This is a genomic window from Bacillus sp. N447-1 (assembly GCF_022701035.1).
Classification (GTDB): Bacteria; Bacillota; Bacilli; order Bacillales; family Bacillaceae_G; genus Bacillus_A; species Bacillus_A cereus.
Genome location: NZ_CP065509.1, coordinates 4,840,245 through 4,862,181 on the forward strand (window position 1 = coordinate 4,840,245; position 21,937 = coordinate 4,862,181).

Consider the following 21,937-nt stretch of genomic DNA (forward strand, 5'->3'; position numbering starts at 1 on the left):
TTTGTAATATTTTTAGGGTTCTTTATAGACATTCTATTTAAGCCGACAGAGATTTGTTCTTCATTTCAGTCTTCTCTTGATAAGAAGATAGTTTCTTATTATAAGATATGAAGTAAGGTAGTGCTACAAATAACATACCTCCTACTAAATTTCCAAAGAAAACAAAAATAAAGTTTGGAAAATATTCAGCCCAAGTGAAATGACCGGCAAAAATTGCGGCTGGGATGACAAACATATTTGCTACAACGTGTTGAAATCCAATCGCAACAAAAGTCATAACTGGGAACCAAATACCGATAATCTTTCCGATAAATTCTTTACTTCCCATACTGAGCCAAACAGCTAAACAAACGAGCCAATTACATCCGATTGCAGAAATAAATGCTTGCAATGGTGTATCTTGTAGTTTCGCTTGAGCGATAGAAATAGTTTTCGCTAAAAAAGCTCCTTCAGTTAAGCCAACGATATGGCCGAAAAAGTAGGCTACAAATACAGCCCCTATGAAATTGCTAAACGTAACAATAACTAAATTTCGTATGAAATGAAATAAAGTAATTTTCTTTTGAAGCCAAGCCATAGAAACTGTCATCATGTTACCAGTTACTAGTTCACCGCCTGCAAGAATAACGAGAATAAGACCGATAGGGAATACAGCAGCGCCTAGAAAACTAGTAAATGATCCCCAATATTTTGGCATTGTTCCAATAACATGAATATCGAGTAAATACCCTAATGCGATAAAAGCACCGCCAAAAAAACCGAGAATTAGCATAGGGAGTAATGATAAATGAGCTTTTTTCCTTCCGGAATTCGCAGCAAGTTCCGTAATTTCTTCTGGTGTAAATACAGACATGAATAACCCCTCCGTAATAAAATGATGGAATGAATAGAAAAAGATTCGAAAATATATGTATTATAAAAATATGGTATGACTTCTGTATAAAATTGTCAAAGTGAATAGGGAGGAAATTACATATTAATAACATTGTTCATGTTGTCACATTAATGTAACAATAAGGATTTAAAGTGTTTCTAGAGGTGAAAACATGAATACGAATCATGTAAAAAGAACGAAAAAATCAATCGTAAAGATATTTATTATTAGTTTTATAAGTATATTAATGATACTAGTAAGTTTGTATTATTATGCGACAGAAATAGAACGAAAACTAGTAACAGTTACATGGAATGAAATAGAAGCTTCTGCAATTCCTAAAGAATTTAATAATAAAAAAATATTACAGTTTTCAGATGTACATTTAGGGCCAGAGTTTACATTGAAGCAACTTGAACATTTGGTGGAGAAGATGAATGAATTACATCCAGATATAGTAGTTTTTACCGGAGATTTAATAGATAAATTTGGTTCTTATAGTGCAGAAAGAGAGGGAGCGAAGGCTATTTTGCAGAAAATTTATGCTCCCTTAGGGAAATATGCTGTGTTTGGGAATCATGATAGGGGCGGGGGCGGTAGTTTATTTTACAAAAAATATATCGAGGAAGCTGGTTTTTCTGTATTAGTAAATGAAGTGCAGAAAATTAAAGTGGAAAACGGCAAATATATTACAATATCAGGTTTGGATGATTTTCTATTAGGGAAGCCGAAAATAGATTCAACTTTAAAAAACTTGAAACAAAATGATTTCAACATGTTATTAGTACATGAGCCGGATGTTGTAACCAAAATAAATCGTTACCCAGTTGATCTTCAACTGTCAGGACATAGTCACGGGGGACAAGTCCAAATCCCTTTTGTAGGTCCGTTAATTACTACCAAACTAGCTGAGAGTTATGTTGAAGGTATGTATGAAGTGGAGGGGAAGAGTAAGCAGTTATATTTATATGTAAATCGTGGTATTGGGACTACTAGGATGCCTGTTAGATTTTGTAGTGTACCTGAACTTTCAGTTTTTGTGTTGAAGCAAAAGAGTGACTAGAATATTTAACAATATGATTCGGAGGAACGTGCGATGTTGGGCGATGGAAAACAGTTTCTTAAAACTTTAGATGTGACAAAGTAATTTTCATAAATAAAAAACAACAATAGGACCTATAAAGGGTCCTATTGCTGTTTTTATCCTGCATTGATTGCCCATAAATGTCCGATTGATGGGGGCTAATTATAGTTTTACTTTGTTATTTTTGCAAGGAAAGACCATCAAAATATGTTCTATAGTTATTTGAGAATTCGAAGTTGTTTTTGCATCCCAATTAATAGACCAAGACATTAGGCCGCGGAATGCAGGATAGCCACTCTGGTTAGAAAGTTTATACTTTCCTCCGAACGGAACTCCTTTAATGATATAATTTAAAGCTTTTTTCATTTCAGTTGGCGAAATGTATCCACCACTTGGAGCTGCCGCTGGTGCTGCTGGAAGCCCAATCATGACTTGATCTGAACGAAGAGCTGGGAAAATGTTATTTGCATTACCACCTACAGGAAAACCATGTAAGAGCATATCTGCCATAGCGACCTCGTAGTCTGCAGTACCTTGATTGTAGTTATTACCGTCCATTCCAATCCCGCTACCAGCGTTGTAGTGTTGAACATGAATGTATGTTAGTTTATCTTTCACTCCGTAAATAATTGGTAAATATGCACCCCATATGCTTCCATATGCGCTATAACCGCCTTGAACATAAGCTGTTTCAGGAGCCATGCTTAATAGAAAATCTGGACCATAATGATCTGAGATTGTTCGAATAGCTGATATAAGATTTACGATTTGGGGAGTAGTTGGATTTTTGAAATTAGTATCATTTCCGTTTAAGTAAATACCTGATTCAAGGTCAATATCTATTCCATCAAAACCGTATTTATCGATTAGAGACTGTATGGAATTAATAAAACGATCCTTAGCGGCATTGTCAGGAAGTAAAACGACTCCATTTTGTCCACCTATTGAAAGAACTACTTTCTTTCCTTTACTTTTTAAATAAGAAATATCTGATTTGAAGTCTGCATCTGTACCATACACAGGAGAAAATTCAACAGTGGAACGATCACCACCAGTTTCACCAAAAGATACATTGATTACATCCCATTTTGGTGAAACGTCTTTTAATTTAATAATGCCAGTACCGTTATCAAAGTTATGCCAATATCCAACGAGTAATTTTGAACCTAAATTGTTTGCTGCTTGTGCTTGGAAAGGGGATAGCGGTAGAAGTAAGAACATTACTAAAATACAACAAAAAAATTTGAACTTGTTTAACATATCAACACTCCTATACAAAAAGTTGTCTAGATGTATAATCTTGTTTATTTAATAATATCTGAAAATTCTTTCTTTTGTAAAGGGACTATAATTTTCTCAACAATTGTGTATGGGAAAGTATTAAACCTAATGTAATAATTTTTGAAGAAGGTTGAATTGTAATTGTTAAATTCAGAATATTTTGATATATTTTAACGTATAGAACAAAATCTTTCGCACAGTACTCTTACATAAGTTTCAAAATTTAGTTTGGAAGGGGATGTACAAGATTTGGATAAAAATCTAAAGAAAGACCTCAAAATACGCCACATTACAATGATTTCAATTGGCGGCGTAATAGGGGCTGGTTTGTTTGTTGGAAGTGGTGCAGTTGTACATTCGGCAGGACCAGGTTCTATCGTTTCATATGCATTAGCAGGACTTCTAGTCATTTTCGTCATGAGAATGCTAGGAGAAATGGCAGCTGTTAATCCGACAAGTGGTTCATTTGCAACGTATGCAAGAGAAGCGATTGGTCCTTGGGCGGGTTATACAATAGGCTGGTTATACTGGTTTTTTTGGGTAATTGTTATTGCAATAGAAGCCACAGCAGGTGCTGGTATTATCCAATATTGGATTCCACAAATACCGCTTTGGTTATTAAGTTTAATATTAACAATTTTATTAACGCTGACGAACGTTTTTTCGGTGAAATCATTTGGAGAGTTTGAATATTGGTTTTCTTTTATTAAAGTAATAAGTATTGTTTTGTTCCTTTGTCTAGGTCTTGCTGTTATTTTAGGATTTGTTCCAGGAACAGAAGCACCCGGCACTTCGAATTTAATTGGACAAGGTGGATTTATGCCAAACGGTATAAGTTCGGTCCTGCTTGGAATTACTGTTGTTATATTTTCATTTATGGGATCAGAGATTGTAGCAGTAGCGGCTGGTGAATCTGCAGAACCTGTAAAAGCAGTAAAAACAGCAACAAACAGTGTGATTTGGCGTATTCTTGTATTTTTTATTGGGTCTATAGCGGTAGTTGTTACGCTACTGCCATGGAATTCAGCAAACATATTAAAAAGTCCATTTGTAGCTGTACTTGAACATATAGGAATACCAGCGGCAGCACAAATTATGAATTTTATCGTTTTAACAGCTGTACTTTCTTGCTTAAATTCAGGCTTATATACAAATTCAAGAATGCTTTTTTCAATGGCAGAAAGAGGAGATGCTCCAAAGTCATTTTTAAAATTGAACAGTAGTGGTGTTCCCGTTCGAGCGGTTTTATTTGGAACTTTCTTCGCTTATATTGGAGTTGTGTTTAGTTACATTTCTCCAGATAAAGTCTTTTTGTTTTTAGTGAATGCATCTGGCGGGATTGCGTTACTAGTTTATCTCGTTATTGCAGTTTCGCATTTAAAGATGCGTAAAAAAATGGGGAAAGTAGAACAACAAAATTTGAAAGTGAAAATGTGGCTTTTTCCGTATGTAACATATGTTACAATTGCTGCTATTATAGCAGTTTTAGTTGCGATGTTCGCAATTGATACTTTACGTTCACAAGCACTTTTAACAATGTTTGTTACAGTTCTTATCATACTTTCTTATTTTATTTTTAATAGAAATAAAAATAGCACAGTTTTGAATCCTAAAAGTAAGAATGAGGAATCTGTTCGATTCTAATTTTCTTATTTTCGAAGAGAGTTACACCCAGTCATTGCTATAAAAGAATCATATATAATCATAGAAACAAGTAATTACTATTGTCATAGTGGATATAAACTTTTTTCTTGACTTTTTATACGAAGGCGAGCAAAATGGTAAAAAAGGAAGGGGGGATGATGATGGAAGAGTACGTATTAGAGCTGTATAACCTGTTATATACGACAGAATGGCAAGATATTGTTTCGTTTCTAGGAATCGTATTTTGCATGAAAATTGTAATTGTATATATGGAAGAGCAAGGTATGTTCTATTCCTTCTCATCTCCGTTCGATGTGCAGCGCGAGCCGTTGCTAAACTATGCCAATGTGAATTACGAACAATTTCCTTTTGTAGTTTTCTTTATGATTCGATTTATTACAGCAATTGTAAGGAAAAAGGAAAGTGATGATGAAGAGTGCCACTCAACTTGTAAGGTAGCTAACGTTTTTTAAGCTAAATACAAGGAGGAGATTTATATGTGGTTTCGATTTCTTATGATTGGTTTCTTTTCATTAACAGCAATTTCATTAATGGGATATCAAGTGTCTGAAATTTTTCAAGCATATAGCGATACATTTTTTAACAAAAACTAATCGCATTGCTATTTGAATAATAAAGCGATAAAATCCTTCTTAAGAAGTTTTATTAAGAAGGATTTTTTTCTTTGTCTGGTCTTGCTGTGTCAAACTATTGTCACATTTACACTGTGAATAATATGTTAAAATAGTGAGGTTATGTATACATACTTGAAGGAAGAGGGAGTGACCATTTTGGTGGATCAATCAACAAATCAGAAAAGCTATGCTCCTATTGTGATAACGCTTTCTGTAATTGTAAATGCGATTATTTTATTTTTGTTCTTTGGACCTGTTGGCTATGAAGGAGAAGTACATTTTGATGTAACGATTTTACCAATGTTAAACGCGATTTTTAATAGCTTTACGTTCGTATTTTTATTAGCAGCGTTATTCTCTATTATTAAAAAGAATGTGAAAATGCATCGTGGTTTTATCCTTGCAGCATTTACGACAACTTTACTATTTTGTGTGTCGTATTTATCGTATCATTACTTAGCACCGGCAACACATTTTGGCGGAGAAGGATTCATTAAATATGTGTATTTCATCATTTTAATTACACATATTATCCTAGCAGCAATTATCGTACCACTTGCATTGTTTGCGCTTGTATTTGGTTTTACAAATCAATTAACACGTCACCGTAAAATTGTACGTTGGACGATGCCGATTTGGTTATATGTAAGTTTATCTGGTGTTATTGTTTACTTAATGATCTCACCTTATTACCAATAAAAAAATCTCAGCCTGTAGGCTGGGATTTTTTTATTAGGCAAATATTTTTGTGAAATGAAAAAAATATGGTATACAAAAGTATAGTTGCTTTTCATATAGAAGGGATGGTAAAGAAATATGCAAAATTTTGTATTTCGTAATCCAACGAAACTTATTTTCGGTAAAGGTCAATTAGAACAGTTAAAAACTGAAATTCCACAGTTCGGTAAAAAAGTTCTTCTCGTATACGGGGGAGGCAGCATTAAAAGAAACGGTATTTATGATAATGTAATTTCTATTTTAAAGGATATTAATGCAGAAGTATTTGAATTAACAGGTGTTGAACCGAATCCACGTGTATCAACTGTAAAGAAAGGGATTCAAATTTGTAAAGAGAATGGTGTTGAATTTATTTTAGCAGTTGGTGGAGGAAGTGTAATCGACTGTACGAAGGCAATTGCAGCTGGTAGTAAGTACGATGGAGATGTATGGGATATTGTAACGAAAAAAACATTTGCTAATGAGGCATTACCATTTGGTACTGTACTTACTCTTGCAGCAACAGGATCTGAAATGAATGCAGGCTCGGTAATTACAAACTGGGAAACGAATGAAAAGTATGGATGGGGTAGCCCGGTTACTTTCCCGCAGTTTTCGATTTTAGATCCAGTTCATACTACTTCTGTACCGAAAGATCAAACAATTTACGGTATGGTAGATATTATGTCGCACGTATTAGAACAATATTTCCATCATGGAACGAATACAGAACTACAAGATCGTTATTGTGAAGCTGTTTTAAAAACAGTAATTGAGACAGCTCCTAAGCTTTTAAGTGATTTAGAAAATTATGAGCATAGAGAAACTATTTTATATTGTGGTACTATGGCGTTAAACGGCATTTTAGCAATGGGAGTAAAAGGAGATTGGGCGACTCATAATATTGAGCATGCAGTTTCTGCTGTTCATGATATACCACACGGGGGTGGCCTTGCGATTTTATTCCCGAACTGGATGAAGCATGTTGTAGAGGGAAATGTAAGTCGTTTTAAACAGTTTGCTATTCGAGTATTCAATGTAGAAACAGATGGAAAGACTGATCGAGAAATTGCGTTAGAAGGAATTCAGGCGTTACGTCAATTTTGGACTTCAATTGAGGCGCCAGTAACATTATCTGATTACGCTATTGGAGAAAATGAAATTGATTTAATGGCGGATAAAGCGATGGCGTATGGTGAATTTGGTAACTTTAAAAAATTAAATAAAGATGATGTTTTAAGTATATATAAAGCTTCTTTATAAGTGAATTTAGAAAAGAAATCTATTTGATTGTTTGATCGAATAGGTTTCTTTTTTTGCTGTTTATAAATGTTTGTGGATGTTTTTGGTTATTTTTGATTGTTTATGGTTGATTTTTGTGACCGTTTTCATTATACTGTAATCAAAGAAGAGGTGAATAAAATGTTAACTCCTGAACGTCATCAAATGATATTGCAACTTGTAAAAGAACAGAAAGTTGTAAAATTACAGCAATTAGTTGAAAGAACAGAAAGCTCTGAGTCGACAATTCGCCGTGATTTAGCACAATTGGAAAAGCAAAGGTTATTAAAAAGAGTTCATGGTGGTGCCGCTGTTTTAACAGGAAAAGGGCAAGAACCAACGATGGTCGAAAAATCATCCAAAAACATTCAAATAAAACAACAAATTGCTAAGTATGCGGCTAGCATTATTGAACAAGGTGATTGTATTTATTTAGATGCAGGAAGTACAACATTTGAAATGATTCCATTTTTAATAAATAAAGATGTTACTGTCGTTACGAATGGACTTATGCATATTGAAGCTTTAGTTGAAAATAATATTCGTGCGTATTTACTAGGCGGAATGATGAAGAGTAGGACGAAAGCTTTAATCGGTGCTATGGCACAGGAAAGTATGCAGAAGTATCGTTTTGATAAATGTTTTTTAGGTGCAAATGGTGTACATGAACAGCTTGGCTTTACAACGCCAGATCCAGAAGAAGCGCTCTTAAAACAAATGGCATTAACATTAGCAAACGAAGGATATTTCTTAATTGATGAAAGTAAGTTTTCAGAAGTTGCGTTTGCGAAAATTGCAAATGTTGAAGATGCAAATATTATTACAAACCATTTAGAAATTGATTTAGAAAAATATAAACAACAAACCAATGTAATTGAGGCTGATAAACAATGATCTATACAGTTACTTTAAACCCATCTATTGATTATGTAGTGCAAGTTTCTTCCTTTGATTTAGGAACAATAAATCGAGCGGAAAAAGATATGAAGTTTCCTGGAGGAAAAGGAATTAATGTTTCTCGTGTTCTTCAGCGTTTAGGTGTTAAAAATATAGCACTTGGATTTACTGGTGGATTTACTGGTCAATTTATTAAAGAGGTATTACAGACGGAAGGTGTAACAACAAACTTCGTCCAAGTAGATGAAGATACTCGCATTAATGTGAAAATAAAAGGGGAAGAAGAAACAGAATTAAATGGCCAAGGTCCTATTGTAACAAAAGAGCAGTTCGAACAGTTAATGAAAAAAATTGAGAGTATGCAACCTGGAGATTGTGTTGTACTTGCTGGGAGTGTACCAGTTTCTATTCCAAGTACCTTTTACGAATCAATTGCTGCGTTTGGAGCTGAAAAAGGTATTCGTGTAGTAGTAGATGCAAGTGGAAGTGCACTGCAACATGTAATTAAAAATAAGCCATTTTTAATTAAGCCAAACCACCATGAACTTGGTGAGTTGTTTGGAGTGGAGCTTTCAACAGTAGAGGACGTTTTACCTTATGGAAGAAAATTAATTGAACAAGGTGTAAAACACGTTATCGTATCGATGGCTGGAGAGGGAGCTTTATTATTTACGGCAGAAGGTATATATGAAGCGACTGTTCCAAAAGGTGTTGTAATTAATTCAGTTGGGGCCGGGGATTCTCTTGTTGCAGGGTTTGTAGGCAAATATGAACAGACAAAAGATATTGAAAAGGCATTTCATTACGGCGTTGCAACAGGGAGTGCAACAGCATTTTCAGCTGATTTATGTAAGAAGGAAAAAGTAGAAGAATTATTGTCGCAAGTAATTGTAGCTAAGCGATAGGGGGAAGCAACATATGAAAATTACAGAACTATTAAAAAGGGATACAGTCATTATGGATTTGACAGCTTCAAATAAAGAAGCTGTCATAGATGAATTAGTTGAGAAATTAAACGGGGCAAATCGTTTAAATAGTAAAACGGAATTTAAAGAAGCTATTTTAAAGCGGGAGGCCCAAAGTACGACTGGAATAGGGGAAGGTATTGCAATACCTCATGCGAAGACAAAGGCTGTTAAACAACCATCGATTTGTTTTGGTAGAAGTGTAAGCGGTATCAATTATGAGTCGCTTGACGGACAGCCAGCACACTTATTCTTTATGATTGCTGCAAGTGAAGGAGCGAATAATACTCATTTAGAAACGTTGTCTCGTTTATCGACATTATTAATGGATGAAGGATTTCGCAAGCAACTATTAGAAGCAAAGGATGAAAGTGAGCTTCTTCAACTATTTGATGAAAAAGAGAATGAAAAAGAAGAAGAGATTGAAGTCGCAAAACCAGAAGGAAATGAACCGTACGTACTTGCTGTTACAGCTTGTCCAACTGGAATCGCTCACACATATATGGCAGCGGATAGCTTAAAAGCAAAAGCGACAGAGTTAGGAATAGCGATTAAAGTTGAAACAAACGGATCAACAGGTATTAAAAACGGTTTAACGAAAGAGGATATTGAACGTGCAACAGCTATTATTGTTGCGGCGGATAAACAAGTAGAAATGAATCGTTTTGCTGGTAAACATGTCATTCAAGTGCCAGTTGCTGATGGGATTCGAAAAACGGAAAATCTGCTTAAGCGAGCTGTCAAACAAGATGCACCAATCTTTAAAGGTGTAAAAGAGGACGGGAAATCAGAAAGTATTGAGGGAGAAAAAGGATTAGGAATTTATAAGCATTTAATGAGCGGTGTAAGTAATATGCTTCCATTCGTTGTTGGTGGCGGGATTTTAATAGCGCTAGCGTTTTCGTTTGGTGGTATAAAGGCGGAAGGTCCTTTAGCTGAATTGTTCATGTCAATTGGTGGAGGAAAAACAGGTGCGTTTTTATTCCTTGTACCAATTTTAGCTGGATTTATTGCAAGTTCTATTGCTGATCGTCCTGGTTTTATGCCTGGTGTTGTAGGTGGATTTTTAGCGGCGAATGCGAATGCTGGATTTTTAGGTGGATTAATTGCTGGTTTCTTAGCTGGATATGTTGTTTTAGGGTTGAAAAGATTATTTTCAGGACTACCAGTACAATTAGAAGGAATTAAACCTGTATTGTTATATCCAGTCTTTGGATTATTGATTACAGGAGTTGTAATGCAAAAAGTAGTAATTCCGCCTGTAGTAGCATTAAATGAAATGTTGACAGGGTGGTTAAATGGTTTAAACGGTACGAATGCTATATTACTAGGTCTTATTTTAGGTGGTATGATGGCAATTGATATGGGGGGGCCAATTAATAAAGCGGCATTTACGTTTGGTATTGCTGCAATAGAAGCGCAGAATTTTGGAGTGCACTCAGCAGTTATGGCTGGTGGGATGGTACCACCACTTGCGATTGCATTCGCAACTACATTCTTTAAATCAAAGTTTACAGAAGCGGAACGTAAATCTGGTTTAACAAATTATATTATGGGAGCGTCGTTCATTACAGAAGGTGCGATTCCGTTTGCAGCTGCAGATCCGGTTCGAGTAATCGTAAGTTGTGTTGTTGGTTCAAGTATTGCAGGTGCGTTATCTATGTTATTCCAAATTACATTACCGGCACCGCATGGTGGATTGTTTGTTATCGCATTAGTAAATAAACCGGTGCTATATATTTTCTCGATATTCATAGGGACAGTTATTTCAGCTCTTATGATGGGGATTTGGAAAAAGAAAGTTAAATAACACATGAAAAAGGAGTAGCTTTTATTAGCTGCTCTTTTTTATTACAAAAAAGGAGATTAATAATTGGAGAATGATGATTTTTGGTAAAAGATGTAATGAAATATGGTTTTTTTGTAACAAAAAAGTAATACTGTAATTTTTTGGAAAAAATTCTGGGCTAGTATGTGGAAAATATATGAAAACTATTGGGGATTCTATTAGAAATGGAATTCATTAATATGGAAATTTATGTTACAACTCATTAATCGTGTATTACGAATGGTTTGTAATTGTGTGATTTCTAAAAATCCTAAAAATCTGTTGCTATAATGAAAATACGAAAACAAAGCAAATGGAGGCTATTCATGAAAAAATTATTAGGTATAGCAACGGCGGCAGTTTTTGGTCTTGGGATTTTTGCAGGTTCTGCGAAAGCAGAAACGATTGTAACAACAGACGTATTAAATGTTAGAGAAAACCCAACTGTAGAGTCAAAGCTTGTAGGTAAAATGTTAAGTGGAAATAAATTAGATGTTATAAATACAGAAAACGGATGGGCAAAAATTAAATTAAATGGTAAAGAAGCGTTTGTAAGTGCTGAATTTACAAAAAGTACATATTATGTAACGCCGGGCGTGTTAAATGTTCGTGCTGGAGCGAATACTGACTCTGAAATTCTTGGTAAACTGAATAAAGATGATGTAATTGAAACGACAAATCAAGTTCAAAATGAATGGTTACAATTTGACTATAATGGAAAAACAGGATATGTTCACATGCCATTTTTAACAGGGACGGCACCTGTAATTGAAAAGAAAGAAGTTGTAACGCAAGAAGAGGCGCCAGTAAGAGTAAATACGCCGGTTAAAAATAATAAAGTAGTTAAGAGCAAAGAGTCTGTTAAAAATGTAGAATCAAGTAAACCTGTGGCAAAACAGCAGTCAACTACGAAACAAGTTACGAAATCTACTGAAACAAGTGCACCTGCTGGTGGACGTGAAATAACAGTAGAAGCGACAGCGTATACAGCGCATCCAAGTGAGAATGGTACGTATGGTGGTCGTGTATTAACTGCAATGGGGCATGATTTAACAGCAAATCCGAATATGAAAGTAATTGCTGTTGATCCTAAAGTAATTCCGCTTGGATCAAAAGTATGGGTAGAAGGATATGGAGAAGCGATTGCTGGAGATACTGGTGGTGCGATTAAAGGAAATCGTATTGATGTATTAGTCGGTTCAGATGGTAGTGCCGATAGCTGGGGGCGCAAATCTGTAAAAGTGAAAGTAATCAAATAGTGTATATGTATTAATATAAAAGGCGGTTGCTTGAAAGTGTGTAGGCAACCGCTTTTTATGGATTATTGAAAAGGATAAATAGTTTTACCTGTAATAATTTTATATGCACTGCAAAATTGATTTTGTATATACTCTGTATTTTTATTTTCTGGATGTAATGTTGTTTCTTGGAGAGTAGAATGAAAAGAACGTAGCAAACAATTTAAGGCGAAATATAATTCTTCTTGTGAACAATTTTGTTCTTTTGTAGCAGTAGCTAAAATAAGGTCTTTTGTTAAAGATGAAAAATTGATGGTGGATTGTTTCATAGTCAACTCATCCTCTCGAAGGTATTTTTAATCATGTATATGCGGAATTGGACAAACTATGTTCTTTTTTATTTGTAATTTCATGTACCGGAATGAAAGAACTTGCAATCATGCCGTTAAAATTGGTAAGATTGGATATAATCAATAGATGGAGTACATTACATAAAGAGAGTTGAATGATATGGGAGAAGTGCAACGTGAAAAAGTTGCTGTCATCATTGGACCAACTGCTGTTGGAAAGACGAAGTTAAGTATTGATCTTGCCAAAGCGTTGAATGGTGAAATTATAAGTGGAGATTCCATGCAGATTTATCGTACGATGGATATTGGAACTGCAAAGGTGACAAAAGAAGAGATGGATGGAATTCCGCATTATATGGTCGATATAAAAAATCCGGAAGAATCATTTTCTGTTGCCGAATTTCAAGAACGTGTTCGTAAGCATATTCGAGAGATTACAGAGCGTGGTAAATTGCCAATTATCGTTGGTGGAACTGGTCTGTATATACAATCTGTTTTATTCGATTATCAGTTTACGGATGATGCTGGCGATACTATATACCGAGAACAAATGGAAAAGTTAGCATTAGAACGTGGTGTGGAATATGTACATAAGAAATTACAAGAAGTAGACCCAGAAAGTGCTGAGCGTATTCATGCAAATAATGTACGTCGTGTCATTAGAGCGTTAGAAATTTTCCACACGACGGGTGAAAAAATGAGTGATCAACTTGAAAAACAAGAAAACGAGTTATTATACGATGTTTCCTTGATTGGCTTGACAATGGATCGAGAAATGCTATACGATCGCATTAACTTACGAGTTGATATAATGATGGACCAAGGTTTATTAGAAGAAGTAGAAGGATTGTATAATAGCGGGATACGAGAGTGTCAATCTATTCAAGCGATTGGGTATAAAGAGTTATACGATTATTTTGAGAATCGTGTCTCTTTAGAAGAAGCGGTATCACAATTAAAGACAAATTCACGTCGTTATGCAAAACGTCAATTAACGTGGTTCCGTAATAAGATGGATGTCACATGGTTTGATGTTACAGACGGTGAAAAAACGTCAGAAATTTTACGATACATAGAAGGAAAGCTACAACTAAAGTCGAATAATAGTAAGTAGAGAAAAAGAGGAGGATTCGACATGAAGCAATCAATCAATATTCAAGATCAATTTTTAAATCAACTCCGTAAAGAGAATACGTTTGTTACGCTGTACTTATTAAATGGTTTCCAGCTTCGTGGATTAATTAAAGGATTTGATAATTTTACAGTCCTACTGGAAACAGAAGGTAAGCAACAGCTTATTTATAAACATGCAATTTCTACATTTGTACCACAAAAAAATGTTTCAATTGAATTAGAGTAGTAATGAATTATTGTACATAACAAAAAAAGAGCGAATTTGAAGTGACCCCTAAAAGTTAGACACGGTTATTTCATTAGGCAGCTTGATAAAAGTGAGTCCGGTATTGTACCGGGCTCATTTTTAATTTTGCCTTAATCCGTTTCGTATTATAATAATCTATATATTTTTTTAATTCTATTTTAAAGTGCTCTACATTTTCAAATTCTTTTATGTATAGGAACTCTGACTTCATAATCCCAAAGAAATTTTCTATTACTGCGTTGTCGTAACAGTTGCCTTTTCGAGACATACTCTGGACGATAGCTCTTGATTCAAGTGTCCGGACGTACTGTCTCATTTGATAATGCCATCCTTGATCCGAATGCATTAGTAGCTGGTGATTTTCAGGTAAGCGTTCTAATGCTTTCTCTAACATCTCTGAAACAAGTGAATACGTCGGTCTAGAACCAATTGTATAGGTAATAATTTCACCATTATACAAGTCTAATACAGGTGATACATACAGTTTCTCTCCAAACAATTTAAACTCTGTGATGTCCGTTACCCATTTTTGATTCGGGGCATCTGTATAAAAATTACGCTCTAAAATATTAGGTGCAATTTTACCGACTTTCCCTTTATAGGATTTATATTTCCTCATACGCACAACACACTTTAATCCAAGCTCTTTCATAATGCGCTGAACCTTCTTGTGATTCACTTTCTGATCACGATTCGTTAACTCATCACGAATGCGACGGTAGCCATAACGACCTTCATTTTCCTCATAAATTGCTTTAATTTCAGCTTTCAAATCGGCATCTTGATCCGGACGATTCATTTTCTTTACTAAATCATAATACGTACTCCGTGGAATACCAGCTAGCTCCACGAGTGCCTTCACTGAATATTTATGCCTTAATTCATAGACTACTTGTGCCTTGTCTTGTTTCGTGATTTTTCCTTGTTTTGAACTAAGGCATTCAACTTTTTTAAGTACTCATTTTCCATTTCAAGCTGTTGAATACGTGCTTCAAGTGCTTCGACTGACCCTTCAGCTAAAGCTTGTTTTACTTGTTTATTTGAATCTTTTTTCATGGATGGACGCCCCTTTTTCTTAGATTGAAGGGCATCAATTCCTTGTGTTTCGAGCTGTTTTCCAAACAGAAATCGTTGAAGGGCAGGAATGTTAAAGATAGCTGCCGTCTCAAATAAGGACATACCGTTTTCAATCATAAAGTTTAGTACGTCTAGTTTAAATTGTTGTGTGTAATTTGTACATCGTTTTAGAAAAGCTTCCATACCATTCTGTTTATATTGGTTTACCCAATTCAAAATAATTGTGTCACTTATACCAATCGATTTACCCATTTCTCGATAACTTTCATTTCCATTCAAATAACGTAGAACGATTTGTACTTTTTCATCAGCTGTAAATTTAGCCATAGAAAAACTGCACCTCCAATTGTTAGACTGTGTCTAACAATTGGGGTGCAGTTCAGTTTCCTCGCTCTTTTTTTATTTGTCATAAACAATATATCATGAAATTTAAGCGATTCTAAATACAGTAAGGCGGATGTTAGTATTTCCTGTCGCAGGGATCGTAATCTCATTAAGAGTAGATTGAACAGAAATTCTTGCACCAGCTGCTAATGTTTCGATTGTAGTAAATGAAAGTGAGTCGCCTATTAAATTTGAAGAGAAATTATCAGTTGCGACTGCTCCATTAATTGAAATTCCTACTCCGAGTGGAGCGCATCCTGGCGCAGTTGTAGAAATGGATACGCTAATTACATAAATACCACCGTTAATAACAGTAACTGTATCTGTGCCGTTGAAGATAATATTGTTTACGTTAATTGCAGTACTAAAAATAAAGTTATTAAATTGCAGTACTGTTTGCTGAATATTGTTTGTTACAACAATTGTTGCTATAGGGAAGCTAGGTCCAGTAGGCCCAGTAGGTCCGGTAGGTCCACCAGAAGGTCCAGTAGGTCCAGTAACTCCTATACCAGTAGCGCCGGTAGCACCCGTTGGTCCTTGAATGCCTTGAGGTCCGGTAGCACCCGTGTTACCTTGAACGCCTTGAGGTCCAGTAGCGCCAGTGGCACCAGTAGCACCTGTGTTACCTTGAACACCTTGAGGTCCAGTGGCACCGGTAGCACCCGTGTTACCTTGAACGCCTTGAGGTCCAGTAGCGCCAGTGGCACCAGTAGCACCTGTGTTACCTTGAACACCTTGAGGTCCAGTGGCACCGGTAGCACCTGTGTTACCTTGAACACCTTGAGGTCCAGTGGCACCAGTAGCACCAGTAGCACCTGTGTTACCTTGAACACCTTGAGGTCCAGTGGCACCGGTAGCACCCGTGTTACCTTGAACGCCTTGAGGTCCAGTAGCGCCAGTGGCACCAGTAGCACCTGTGTTACCTTGAACACCTTGAGGTCCAGTGGCACCTGTGTTACCTTGAGCACCTTGAGGTCCAGTAGCACCAGTAGCACCTGTGTTACCTTGAACACCTTGAGGTCCAGTGGCACCAGTAGCGCCAGTAGCACCCGTGTTACCTTGAACACCTTGAGGTCCAGTGGCACCAGTAGCACCTGTGTTACCTTGAACACCTTGAGGTCCAGTAGCGCCAGTGGCACCAGTAGCACCCGTGTTACCTTGAACACCTTGAGGTCCAGTGGCACCAGTAGCACCAGTAGCACCTGTGTTACCTTGAACGCCTTGAGGTCCAGTAGCGCCAGTGGCACCAGCAGGCCCTTGAGCACCTTGAGGTCCAGTAGCGCCAGTGGCACCAGTAGCACCTGTGTTACCTTGAACACCTTGAGGTCCAGTAGCGCCAGTGGCACCAGTAGCACCTGTGTTACCTTGAACACCTTGAGGTCCAGTAGCGCCAGTGGCGCCAGTAGCACCTGTGTTACCTTGAGGCCCTTGAGGTCCAGTAGCGCCAGTGGCACCAGCAGGCCCTTGAGCACCTTGAGGTCCAGTAGCGCCAGTGGCACCAGTAGCACCTGTGTTACCTTGAACGCCTTGAGGTCCAGTAGCGCCAGTGGCACCAGTGGCACCAGTGGCACCAGTAGCACCAGTAGCACCTGTGTTACCTTGAACGCCTTGAGGTCCAGTAGCGCCAGTGGCACCAGTAGCACCTGTGTTACCTTGAACACCTTGAGGTCCAGTAGCACCAGTGGCACCAGTAGCACCTGTGTTACCTTGAACACCTTGAGGTCCAGTAGCGCCAGTGGCACCAGTAGCACCTGTGTTACCTTGAGCACCTTGAGGTCCAGTAGCGCCAGTGGCACCAGTAGCACCTGTGTTACCTTGAACGCCTTGAGGTCCAGTGGCACCAGTAGCACCTGTGTTACCTTGAGCACCTTGAGGTCCAGTAGCGCCAGTGGCACCAGTAGCACCAGTAGCACCTGTGTTACCTTGAACGCCTTGAGGTCCAGTGGCACCAGTAGCACCTGTGTTACCTTGAGCACCTTGAGGTCCAGTAGCGCCAGTGGCACCAGTAGCACCTGTGTTACCTTGAACGCCTTGAGGTCCAGTAGGTCCAGGAGGCCCGCCAGAAGGTCCGGTAGGTCCGGTAACTCCTATACCCGTAGCGCCAGTGGCACCGGTAGCGCCGGTAGCACCTGTGTTACCTTGAACACCTTGAGGTCCAGTAGCGCCGGTAGCGCCCGTGTTACCTTGAACACCTTGAGGCCCCTGAGGTCCAGTAGCACCAGTAGCACCAGCAGGTCCTTGAGCGCCGGTAGCGCCCGTGTTACCTTGAACACCTTGAGGCCCCTGAGGTCCAGTAGCACCAGTAGCACCAGCAGGTCCTTGAGCGCCTGTATTGCCGGTAGCGCCCGTGTTACCTTGAGGCCCTTGAGGTCCAGTAGCACCAGTAGCACCAGCAGGTCCTTGAGCGCCTGTATTGCCGGTAGCACCTGTGTTACCTTGAGGCCCTTGAGGTCCAGTAGCACCAGTAGCACCGGCAGGTCCTTGAGCACCTGTATTGCCGGTAGCGCCAGTGTTACCTTGAGGTCCCTGAGGTCCAGTAGCGCCGGTAGCACCAGCAGGTCCTTGAGCACCTGTATTGCCGGTAGCGCCAGTGTTACCTTGAGGTCCCTGAGGTCCAGTAGCGCCGGTAGCACCAGCAGGTCCTTGAGCGCCTGTATTACCTTGAGGTCCTTGAGGTCCAGTGGCACCAGTAGCGCCTGCTGGTCCAGTAGGTCCGGTAGGTCCTTGAATAAACGAAGCAGAATTAACTAGAGCAGTTTGTAATGCTGCTATTAATTTAAGGAGCTCTTGAAGTGTGCAAGGGTCAATTCGGAATAATTTTGTAATGTATAGTAAATAGTTAATGAGATTTTGAAGCTCAATAAATACAGCGCTTGCTACAAAGGTTAGATTTCTTAATATAGTTATTAAGTTTTTAATAATAGCTAACCCTTGTGCTTTCAGGGAGGAAGTAGCGTCTAGTGAACAAATAAATTTACTCAGTAGGTTCAATGTATCGATTAGATCTTCAATATTTTGGGGAGATGGATTTGCGAAAAGTTTTGGGATTATTTTTGTTAAATCAATAATAATCGCACGAAATGTTCTAAGTTGAGCTTTAGTAATTGGGATTGATGGAGTATTTGGGATTCGTCCGGCGCTACTTGGAAAGCATGGTTTGGAGAATTTGTTTTGATTGTCGTTATAACGAGACATTAAATCTCTCCTTTCTCACGAAAATGTGAACGAAACTCATCATAGTAGATGCAGAAATTAGTTAAATGGTCATAGTAAAATCGTTTGTTTAAAGAAAAAATAGAAAAAACGCCTTACAATAAGGCGTTTTTTCTATTTTCTGCGTATTGATAATATCGCTTTAATGAAATTTTTGATTTGAATCCAGCGAGTTTTATAATTTCTGATTCAGGAGTTTCTTTTTTTATTAAGTTTAAAATATAGGTGTTACGAAAATGTTGTCCTGAAATTCCTTTACGTAAATTGGCTCTAGCCACTTCGAGGCGAATCATTTTTTGTATAGCAATTTCCGTTAATGCCTTTGGTGCATCATTTTCATATACCCATCTGTATGTTCCACGGTTAAAATCGAATGCGACAAATAATGGATCATCACTATGGTATTTGGGACGAACTGGTTCCGGGATGCTTTTGTAATAATTATATAGTTGTTTTTTGTCTTCTTTTGCTAATGTAATTGTTCTTTCTACACCTGCGGTTGCTGGGATTGATAATGTGTTAGTTTCAAAGTGAACGTGATGCATTGTTAATGCTGTAAGTTCCTGTAAGGATAAACCGTAGTCAATCAATAGATTTAAAATAGCAATATTGCGATCCATTAATAAGGGGCGCACAGGAAGTTGTTTTTCTGAAAGTCCTTCTAATGAAGTGACTATATACTTTAACCTTTTTTCTTCATCAGGTGAAATGAAATCTTCGTTACGAAGTGTACGGTCTGGTTGAATAGATATCTCCATATTTTTCAATGGATTAGGAATGTTTAGAAAATGATGCATTCTATTTAGTACAATAAATATACGATGCATCGTTTTTTCTGAGTAATGTCGATTCGTTTTTAAATCGGAAAAGTAATCTTCGTAGTCTTTTGTACAAAGTGTAGCCCATATATTACTGGAAGGGAGCTTTTTGTTTTTTTCTAACCAATGTCCGAAGTCTTCAACGTCATAAACATAACGTTTAATAGTTGAGGGTTTTCGGCCTTTATTCAATAAAAAAATAGAAAAGGCTTGTATTGTATCATGGAATTCCGTTGTCTCCATAGTCCCACCACCTTAATTATTTCTTATATTATAGCAAACTTTTCTGAAAATAGGCATTTACAAGGGGGACAGGAATAATAATATTTGGTGAGTGGATAAAATGAGGTGATTGTATGGAACAATCGATGCGAAAGAAAAACAATAATCAAATTAATATTGTGTTAAACCATCGAAAGAAAATTTCTTTGCCAGCCGCAGAAAATAAAACGGTAATTTCAAATGAAACTACAATTAAACATGAAATGCTGCAGAGAATTGAAGAAGAGATGGGGAAGCTTGTTGGGATGGATGATATAAAAAAGATAATAAAAGAAATATATGCTTGGATTTATGTGAATAAAAAAAGACAAGAGAAGGGATTGAAGTCAGAGAAGCAAGTACTTCATATGCTGTTTAAAGGGAATCCAGGTACAGGGAAGACAACAGTTGCTAGAATGATAGGAAAATTGCTGTTTGAGATGAATATTCTATCGAAAGGCCACTTGGTTGAAGCTGAACGTGCTGATCTTGTAGGAGAGTACATCGGCCATACAGCCCAAAAAACAAGAGACTTAATAAAAAAAGCAATGGGAGGTATTTTGTTTATTGATGAGGCGTATTCTTTAGCTCGAGGAGGAGAGAAGGACTTTGGAAAAGAAGCAATTGATACGCTTGTAAAACATATGGAAGATAAACAACATGGTTTTGTATTGATTTTAGCTGGATATTCAAGAGAGATGAATCACTTTCTTTCATTAAATCCAGGGCTGCAATCTCGTTTTCCATTTATTATTGAATTTGCGGATTACTCGGTAAATCAGTTGTTGGAAATTGGGAAAAGAATGTATGAAGAGCGTGAATATCAGTTATCGAAAGAGGCTGAATGGAAATTTAGGGATCATTTACATGCTGTAAAGTATTCGTCGCAAATTACATCGTTTAGTAATGGGCGGTATGTACGGAATATTGTTGAAAAATCAATTCGTACACAGGCGATGCGGTTGTTGCAAGAAGATGCCTATGATAAAAATGATTTAATTGGAATATCGAGTATGGATTTGATGCTCGAAGAGGAGACGCACAGTACATAAACTGTGCGTCGATTTTGTGTATAAGTTCGTTTACTCTTTTTTTGCTTTTTCTTGGTGTGCTTTATGGAAGTGTTCCATTTTAGCGCTCTTTTCGTGTGCTGAATTAGGATCGTGCCCGAATTGATTTACTGAGCTTTTTTGAGCTCCTTTATTAACGTGGTTTGTCATGTGTATTCACCTCACTTTAAAAATTAGTATAAACATTATATAAAGAAAAAATCGTTAGAAAAGAAAAACCTCTTTACGATATGTAAAGAGGTTAGATTGCTATTTATGCATTGAACGTTCTTTCGTTTCGATACGTCTGTGCGGTAAATGCCATTTGTAATGAATAGAAACCATGCGGAAGCAAACAATTAAAATGAATAAAATGTAAAGAGCCCAATCGCTAACAATAATTTGAGCGCCAATTAAGAAACCTGCTAAAATTGTCCAAAAGGCATATACTTCAGCTCGAAGAACGAGAGGTTTTCTGCGGGCTAAAAGATCGCGAATGATACCGCCGCCGATACCAGTTAAAACAGCTGCTACAATTGTGGCGCTAATTGGTAAATTTAATTTTTGGGCATATAATGCTCCTTGTACAGCAAATGCTGATAAGCCGATAGCGTCAGTGATATTTTCCCACTTTTTCCAATGTCTAATTAACTTATTTGGAAAAAGAAAAATAATAGTCATTGATAAAAGTGCGATTTGGAATAACATGTCTTGTTGCCAAAATGCGACAATCGGATAACCGATTAATAAATTACGAAGGGCACCTCCCCCAAATGCGGTTGCCATTCCTAAAATATACACCCCGAAAATATCATAATCCTCTTCCATTGCAACAATGGCTCCGCTTAGTGCGAAAGCGATTGTGCCTATGATGCTAAAAATCTCCCATGCCATGAATTTTCTCCCCCGCTAACTAGATGAAATGTGCTTCCTCTGCTATTATATTAGAAGGTTTAAATT

At 37.3% G+C, this 21,937-nt stretch carries 19 protein-coding genes and 1 pseudogene; 12 read left to right on the forward strand and 8 right to left on the reverse strand.

Translation table 11 applies throughout. From position 1 onward, the window contains the following. Positions 1 to 37 precede the first annotated feature (37 nt). The gene (locus IQ781_RS24810; protein ID WP_000110545.1) at positions 38 to 853 is read right to left on the reverse strand and encodes a formate/nitrite transporter family protein; all 816 of its coding nucleotides are present in this window, start codon (positions 851 to 853) and stop codon (positions 38 to 40) included. Positions 854 to 1,046: 193 nt separating this feature from the next. Here IQ781_RS24810 and IQ781_RS24815 point away from each other — a divergent pair, with 193 nt between their 5' ends. Continuing rightward, on the forward strand, positions 1,047 to 1,937 hold the full coding sequence (locus IQ781_RS24815; protein ID WP_242808198.1) for a metallophosphoesterase: 891 nt from the start codon (positions 1,047 to 1,049) through the stop codon (positions 1,935 to 1,937). 199 nt (positions 1,938 to 2,136) lie between these two features. On the opposite strand, the pseudogene IQ781_RS24820 reads toward IQ781_RS24815, so the two are convergent. After that, positions 2,137 to 3,218 (reverse strand): annotated as a pseudogene (locus IQ781_RS24820) (chitinase). A gap of 270 nt (positions 3,219 to 3,488) precedes the next feature. On the opposite strand from IQ781_RS24820, the gene gabP reads away from it, so the two are divergent. The 8 genes from gabP (at position 3,489) to entD (ending at position 12,465) form a co-directional block, all read left to right on the forward strand. Then, entirely contained in the window at positions 3,489 to 4,883 is a 1,395-nt protein-coding gene (gene gabP, locus IQ781_RS24825; protein WP_000360113.1) for a GABA permease, read from the forward strand. A 134-nt stretch (positions 4,884 to 5,017) separates the two neighbouring features. After that, positions 5,018 to 5,356: a hypothetical protein gene (locus IQ781_RS24830; protein ID WP_121868051.1), complete on the forward strand. Its 339-nt coding sequence runs from the start codon at positions 5,018 to 5,020 to the stop codon at positions 5,354 to 5,356. A gap of 318 nt (positions 5,357 to 5,674) precedes the next feature. Continuing rightward, positions 5,675 to 6,217: a DUF420 domain-containing protein gene (locus tag IQ781_RS24835; protein WP_000228315.1), complete on the forward strand. Its 543-nt coding sequence runs from the start codon at positions 5,675 to 5,677 to the stop codon at positions 6,215 to 6,217. A 117-nt stretch (positions 6,218 to 6,334) separates the two neighbouring features. Further along, on the forward strand, positions 6,335 to 7,498 hold the full coding sequence (locus tag IQ781_RS24840) for an iron-containing alcohol dehydrogenase (protein WP_001179093.1): 1,164 nt from the start codon (positions 6,335 to 6,337) through the stop codon (positions 7,496 to 7,498). Positions 7,499 to 7,657: 159 nt separating this feature from the next. Beyond that, positions 7,658 to 8,410 (forward strand): DeoR/GlpR family DNA-binding transcription regulator, encoded by a 753-nt coding sequence (locus IQ781_RS24845; RefSeq protein ID WP_098213149.1) that lies wholly within the window; start codon positions 7,658 to 7,660, stop codon positions 8,408 to 8,410. Beyond that, the gene (gene pfkB, locus IQ781_RS24850; RefSeq protein WP_139846739.1) at positions 8,407 to 9,318 is read left to right on the forward strand and encodes a 1-phosphofructokinase; all 912 of its coding nucleotides are present in this window, start codon (positions 8,407 to 8,409) and stop codon (positions 9,316 to 9,318) included. Before IQ781_RS24845 ends, pfkB begins: the two co-directional genes overlap by 4 nt. Positions 9,319 to 9,331: 13 nt before the next feature. Then, positions 9,332 to 11,188: a PTS fructose transporter subunit IIABC gene (locus IQ781_RS24855; RefSeq protein WP_139846740.1), complete on the forward strand. Its 1,857-nt coding sequence runs from the start codon at positions 9,332 to 9,334 to the stop codon at positions 11,186 to 11,188. 344 nt (positions 11,189 to 11,532) lie between these two features. Continuing rightward, on the forward strand, positions 11,533 to 12,465 hold the full coding sequence (entD, locus tag IQ781_RS24860) for a cell wall-binding protein EntD (RefSeq protein ID WP_060487491.1): 933 nt from the start codon (positions 11,533 to 11,535) through the stop codon (positions 12,463 to 12,465). 62 nt (positions 12,466 to 12,527) lie between these two features. On the opposite strand, the gene IQ781_RS24865 is transcribed toward entD, so the two are convergent. Continuing rightward, positions 12,528 to 12,773: a hypothetical protein gene (locus tag IQ781_RS24865; RefSeq protein WP_000814419.1), complete on the reverse strand. Its 246-nt coding sequence runs from the start codon at positions 12,771 to 12,773 to the stop codon at positions 12,528 to 12,530. A gap of 181 nt (positions 12,774 to 12,954) precedes the next feature. On the opposite strand from IQ781_RS24865, the gene miaA reads away from it, so the two are divergent. Continuing rightward, complete coding sequence (gene miaA / locus IQ781_RS24870) at positions 12,955 to 13,908, forward strand: tRNA (adenosine(37)-N6)-dimethylallyltransferase MiaA (protein WP_139846741.1); 954 nt, start codon at positions 12,955 to 12,957, stop codon at positions 13,906 to 13,908. A gap of 21 nt (positions 13,909 to 13,929) precedes the next feature. Next, a complete protein-coding gene (gene hfq, locus IQ781_RS24875; RefSeq protein ID WP_000813896.1) occupies positions 13,930 to 14,154 on the forward strand; it encodes an RNA chaperone Hfq in 225 nt (74 codons plus the stop codon). A gap of 73 nt (positions 14,155 to 14,227) precedes the next feature. Here the strand turns inward: hfq and IQ781_RS24880 are convergent. The 3 genes from IQ781_RS24880 to IQ781_RS24895 all read right to left on the reverse strand — a co-directional run bounded on the left by IQ781_RS24880 (position 14,228) and on the right by IQ781_RS24895 (position 19,910). Further along, positions 14,228 to 15,579 (reverse strand): IS3 family transposase gene (locus IQ781_RS24880; protein ID WP_242808199.1). Its coding sequence is split into 2 segments (ribosomal slippage): positions 14,228 to 15,129 and positions 15,129 to 15,579, totalling 1,353 coding nucleotides; the frame shifts between segments, so codons are not numbered across the junction. Positions 15,580 to 15,681: 102 nt separating this feature from the next. Then, the gene (locus tag IQ781_RS28500) at positions 15,682 to 18,831 is read right to left on the reverse strand and encodes a Gly-Xaa-Xaa repeat protein (protein WP_481748661.1); all 3,150 of its coding nucleotides are present in this window, start codon (positions 18,829 to 18,831) and stop codon (positions 15,682 to 15,684) included. A gap of 113 nt (positions 18,832 to 18,944) precedes the next feature. After that, entirely contained in the window at positions 18,945 to 19,910 is a 966-nt protein-coding gene (locus IQ781_RS24895; protein ID WP_139846900.1) for a tyrosine-type recombinase/integrase, read from the reverse strand. A 113-nt stretch (positions 19,911 to 20,023) separates the two neighbouring features. Here IQ781_RS24895 and spoVK point away from each other — a divergent pair, with 113 nt between their 5' ends. Beyond that, a complete protein-coding gene (spoVK, locus tag IQ781_RS24900; RefSeq protein WP_000438178.1) occupies positions 20,024 to 20,980 on the forward strand; it encodes a stage V sporulation protein K in 957 nt (318 codons plus the stop codon). 30 nt (positions 20,981 to 21,010) lie between these two features. On the opposite strand, the gene IQ781_RS24905 is transcribed toward spoVK, so the two are convergent. Continuing rightward, on the reverse strand, positions 21,011 to 21,148 hold the full coding sequence (locus tag IQ781_RS24905) for a hypothetical protein (protein WP_000181500.1): 138 nt from the start codon (positions 21,146 to 21,148) through the stop codon (positions 21,011 to 21,013). A 99-nt stretch (positions 21,149 to 21,247) separates the two neighbouring features. Next, a complete protein-coding gene (locus IQ781_RS24910) occupies positions 21,248 to 21,871 on the reverse strand; it encodes a trimeric intracellular cation channel family protein (RefSeq protein ID WP_000312267.1) in 624 nt (207 codons plus the stop codon). Positions 21,872 to 21,937: the final 66 nt, after the last annotated feature.

Bases quoted from the DNA above. Each gene is read 5' to 3' on its own strand.
- IQ781_RS24815 (WP_242808198.1), top strand. From the start codon at position 1,047: ATGAATACGAATCATGTAAAAAGAACGAAAAAATCAATCGTAAAGATA.
- miaA (WP_139846741.1), top strand. From the start codon at position 12,955: ATGGGAGAAGTGCAACGTGAAAAAGTTGCTGTCATCATTGGACCAACT.
- entD (WP_060487491.1), top strand. From the start codon at position 11,533: ATGAAAAAATTATTAGGTATAGCAACGGCGGCAGTTTTTGGTCTTGGG.
- IQ781_RS28500 (WP_481748661.1), bottom strand. From the start codon at position 18,831: ATGTCTCGTTATAACGACAATCAAAACAAATTCTCCAAACCATGCTTT.
- pfkB (WP_139846739.1), top strand. From the start codon at position 8,407: ATGATCTATACAGTTACTTTAAACCCATCTATTGATTATGTAGTGCAA.
- IQ781_RS24855 (WP_139846740.1), top strand. From the start codon at position 9,332: ATGAAAATTACAGAACTATTAAAAAGGGATACAGTCATTATGGATTTG.
- IQ781_RS24840 (WP_001179093.1), top strand. From the start codon at position 6,335: ATGCAAAATTTTGTATTTCGTAATCCAACGAAACTTATTTTCGGTAAA.
- IQ781_RS24810 (WP_000110545.1), bottom strand. From the start codon at position 853: ATGTCTGTATTTACACCAGAAGAAATTACGGAACTTGCTGCGAATTCC.
- IQ781_RS24845 (WP_098213149.1), top strand. From the start codon at position 7,658: ATGTTAACTCCTGAACGTCATCAAATGATATTGCAACTTGTAAAAGAA.
- IQ781_RS24910 (WP_000312267.1), bottom strand. From the start codon at position 21,871: ATGGCATGGGAGATTTTTAGCATCATAGGCACAATCGCTTTCGCACTA.
- IQ781_RS24830 (WP_121868051.1), top strand. From the start codon at position 5,018: ATGGTAAAAAAGGAAGGGGGGATGATGATGGAAGAGTACGTATTAGAG.
- IQ781_RS24905 (WP_000181500.1), bottom strand. From the start codon at position 21,148: ATGACAAACCACGTTAATAAAGGAGCTCAAAAAAGCTCAGTAAATCAA.
- spoVK (WP_000438178.1), top strand. From the start codon at position 20,024: ATGGAACAATCGATGCGAAAGAAAAACAATAATCAAATTAATATTGTG.
- IQ781_RS24865 (WP_000814419.1), bottom strand. From the start codon at position 12,773: ATGAAACAATCCACCATCAATTTTTCATCTTTAACAAAAGACCTTATT.
- IQ781_RS24895 (WP_139846900.1), bottom strand. From the start codon at position 19,910: ATGGAGACAACGGAATTCCATGATACAATACAAGCCTTTTCTATTTTT.
- hfq (WP_000813896.1), top strand. From the start codon at position 13,930: ATGAAGCAATCAATCAATATTCAAGATCAATTTTTAAATCAACTCCGT.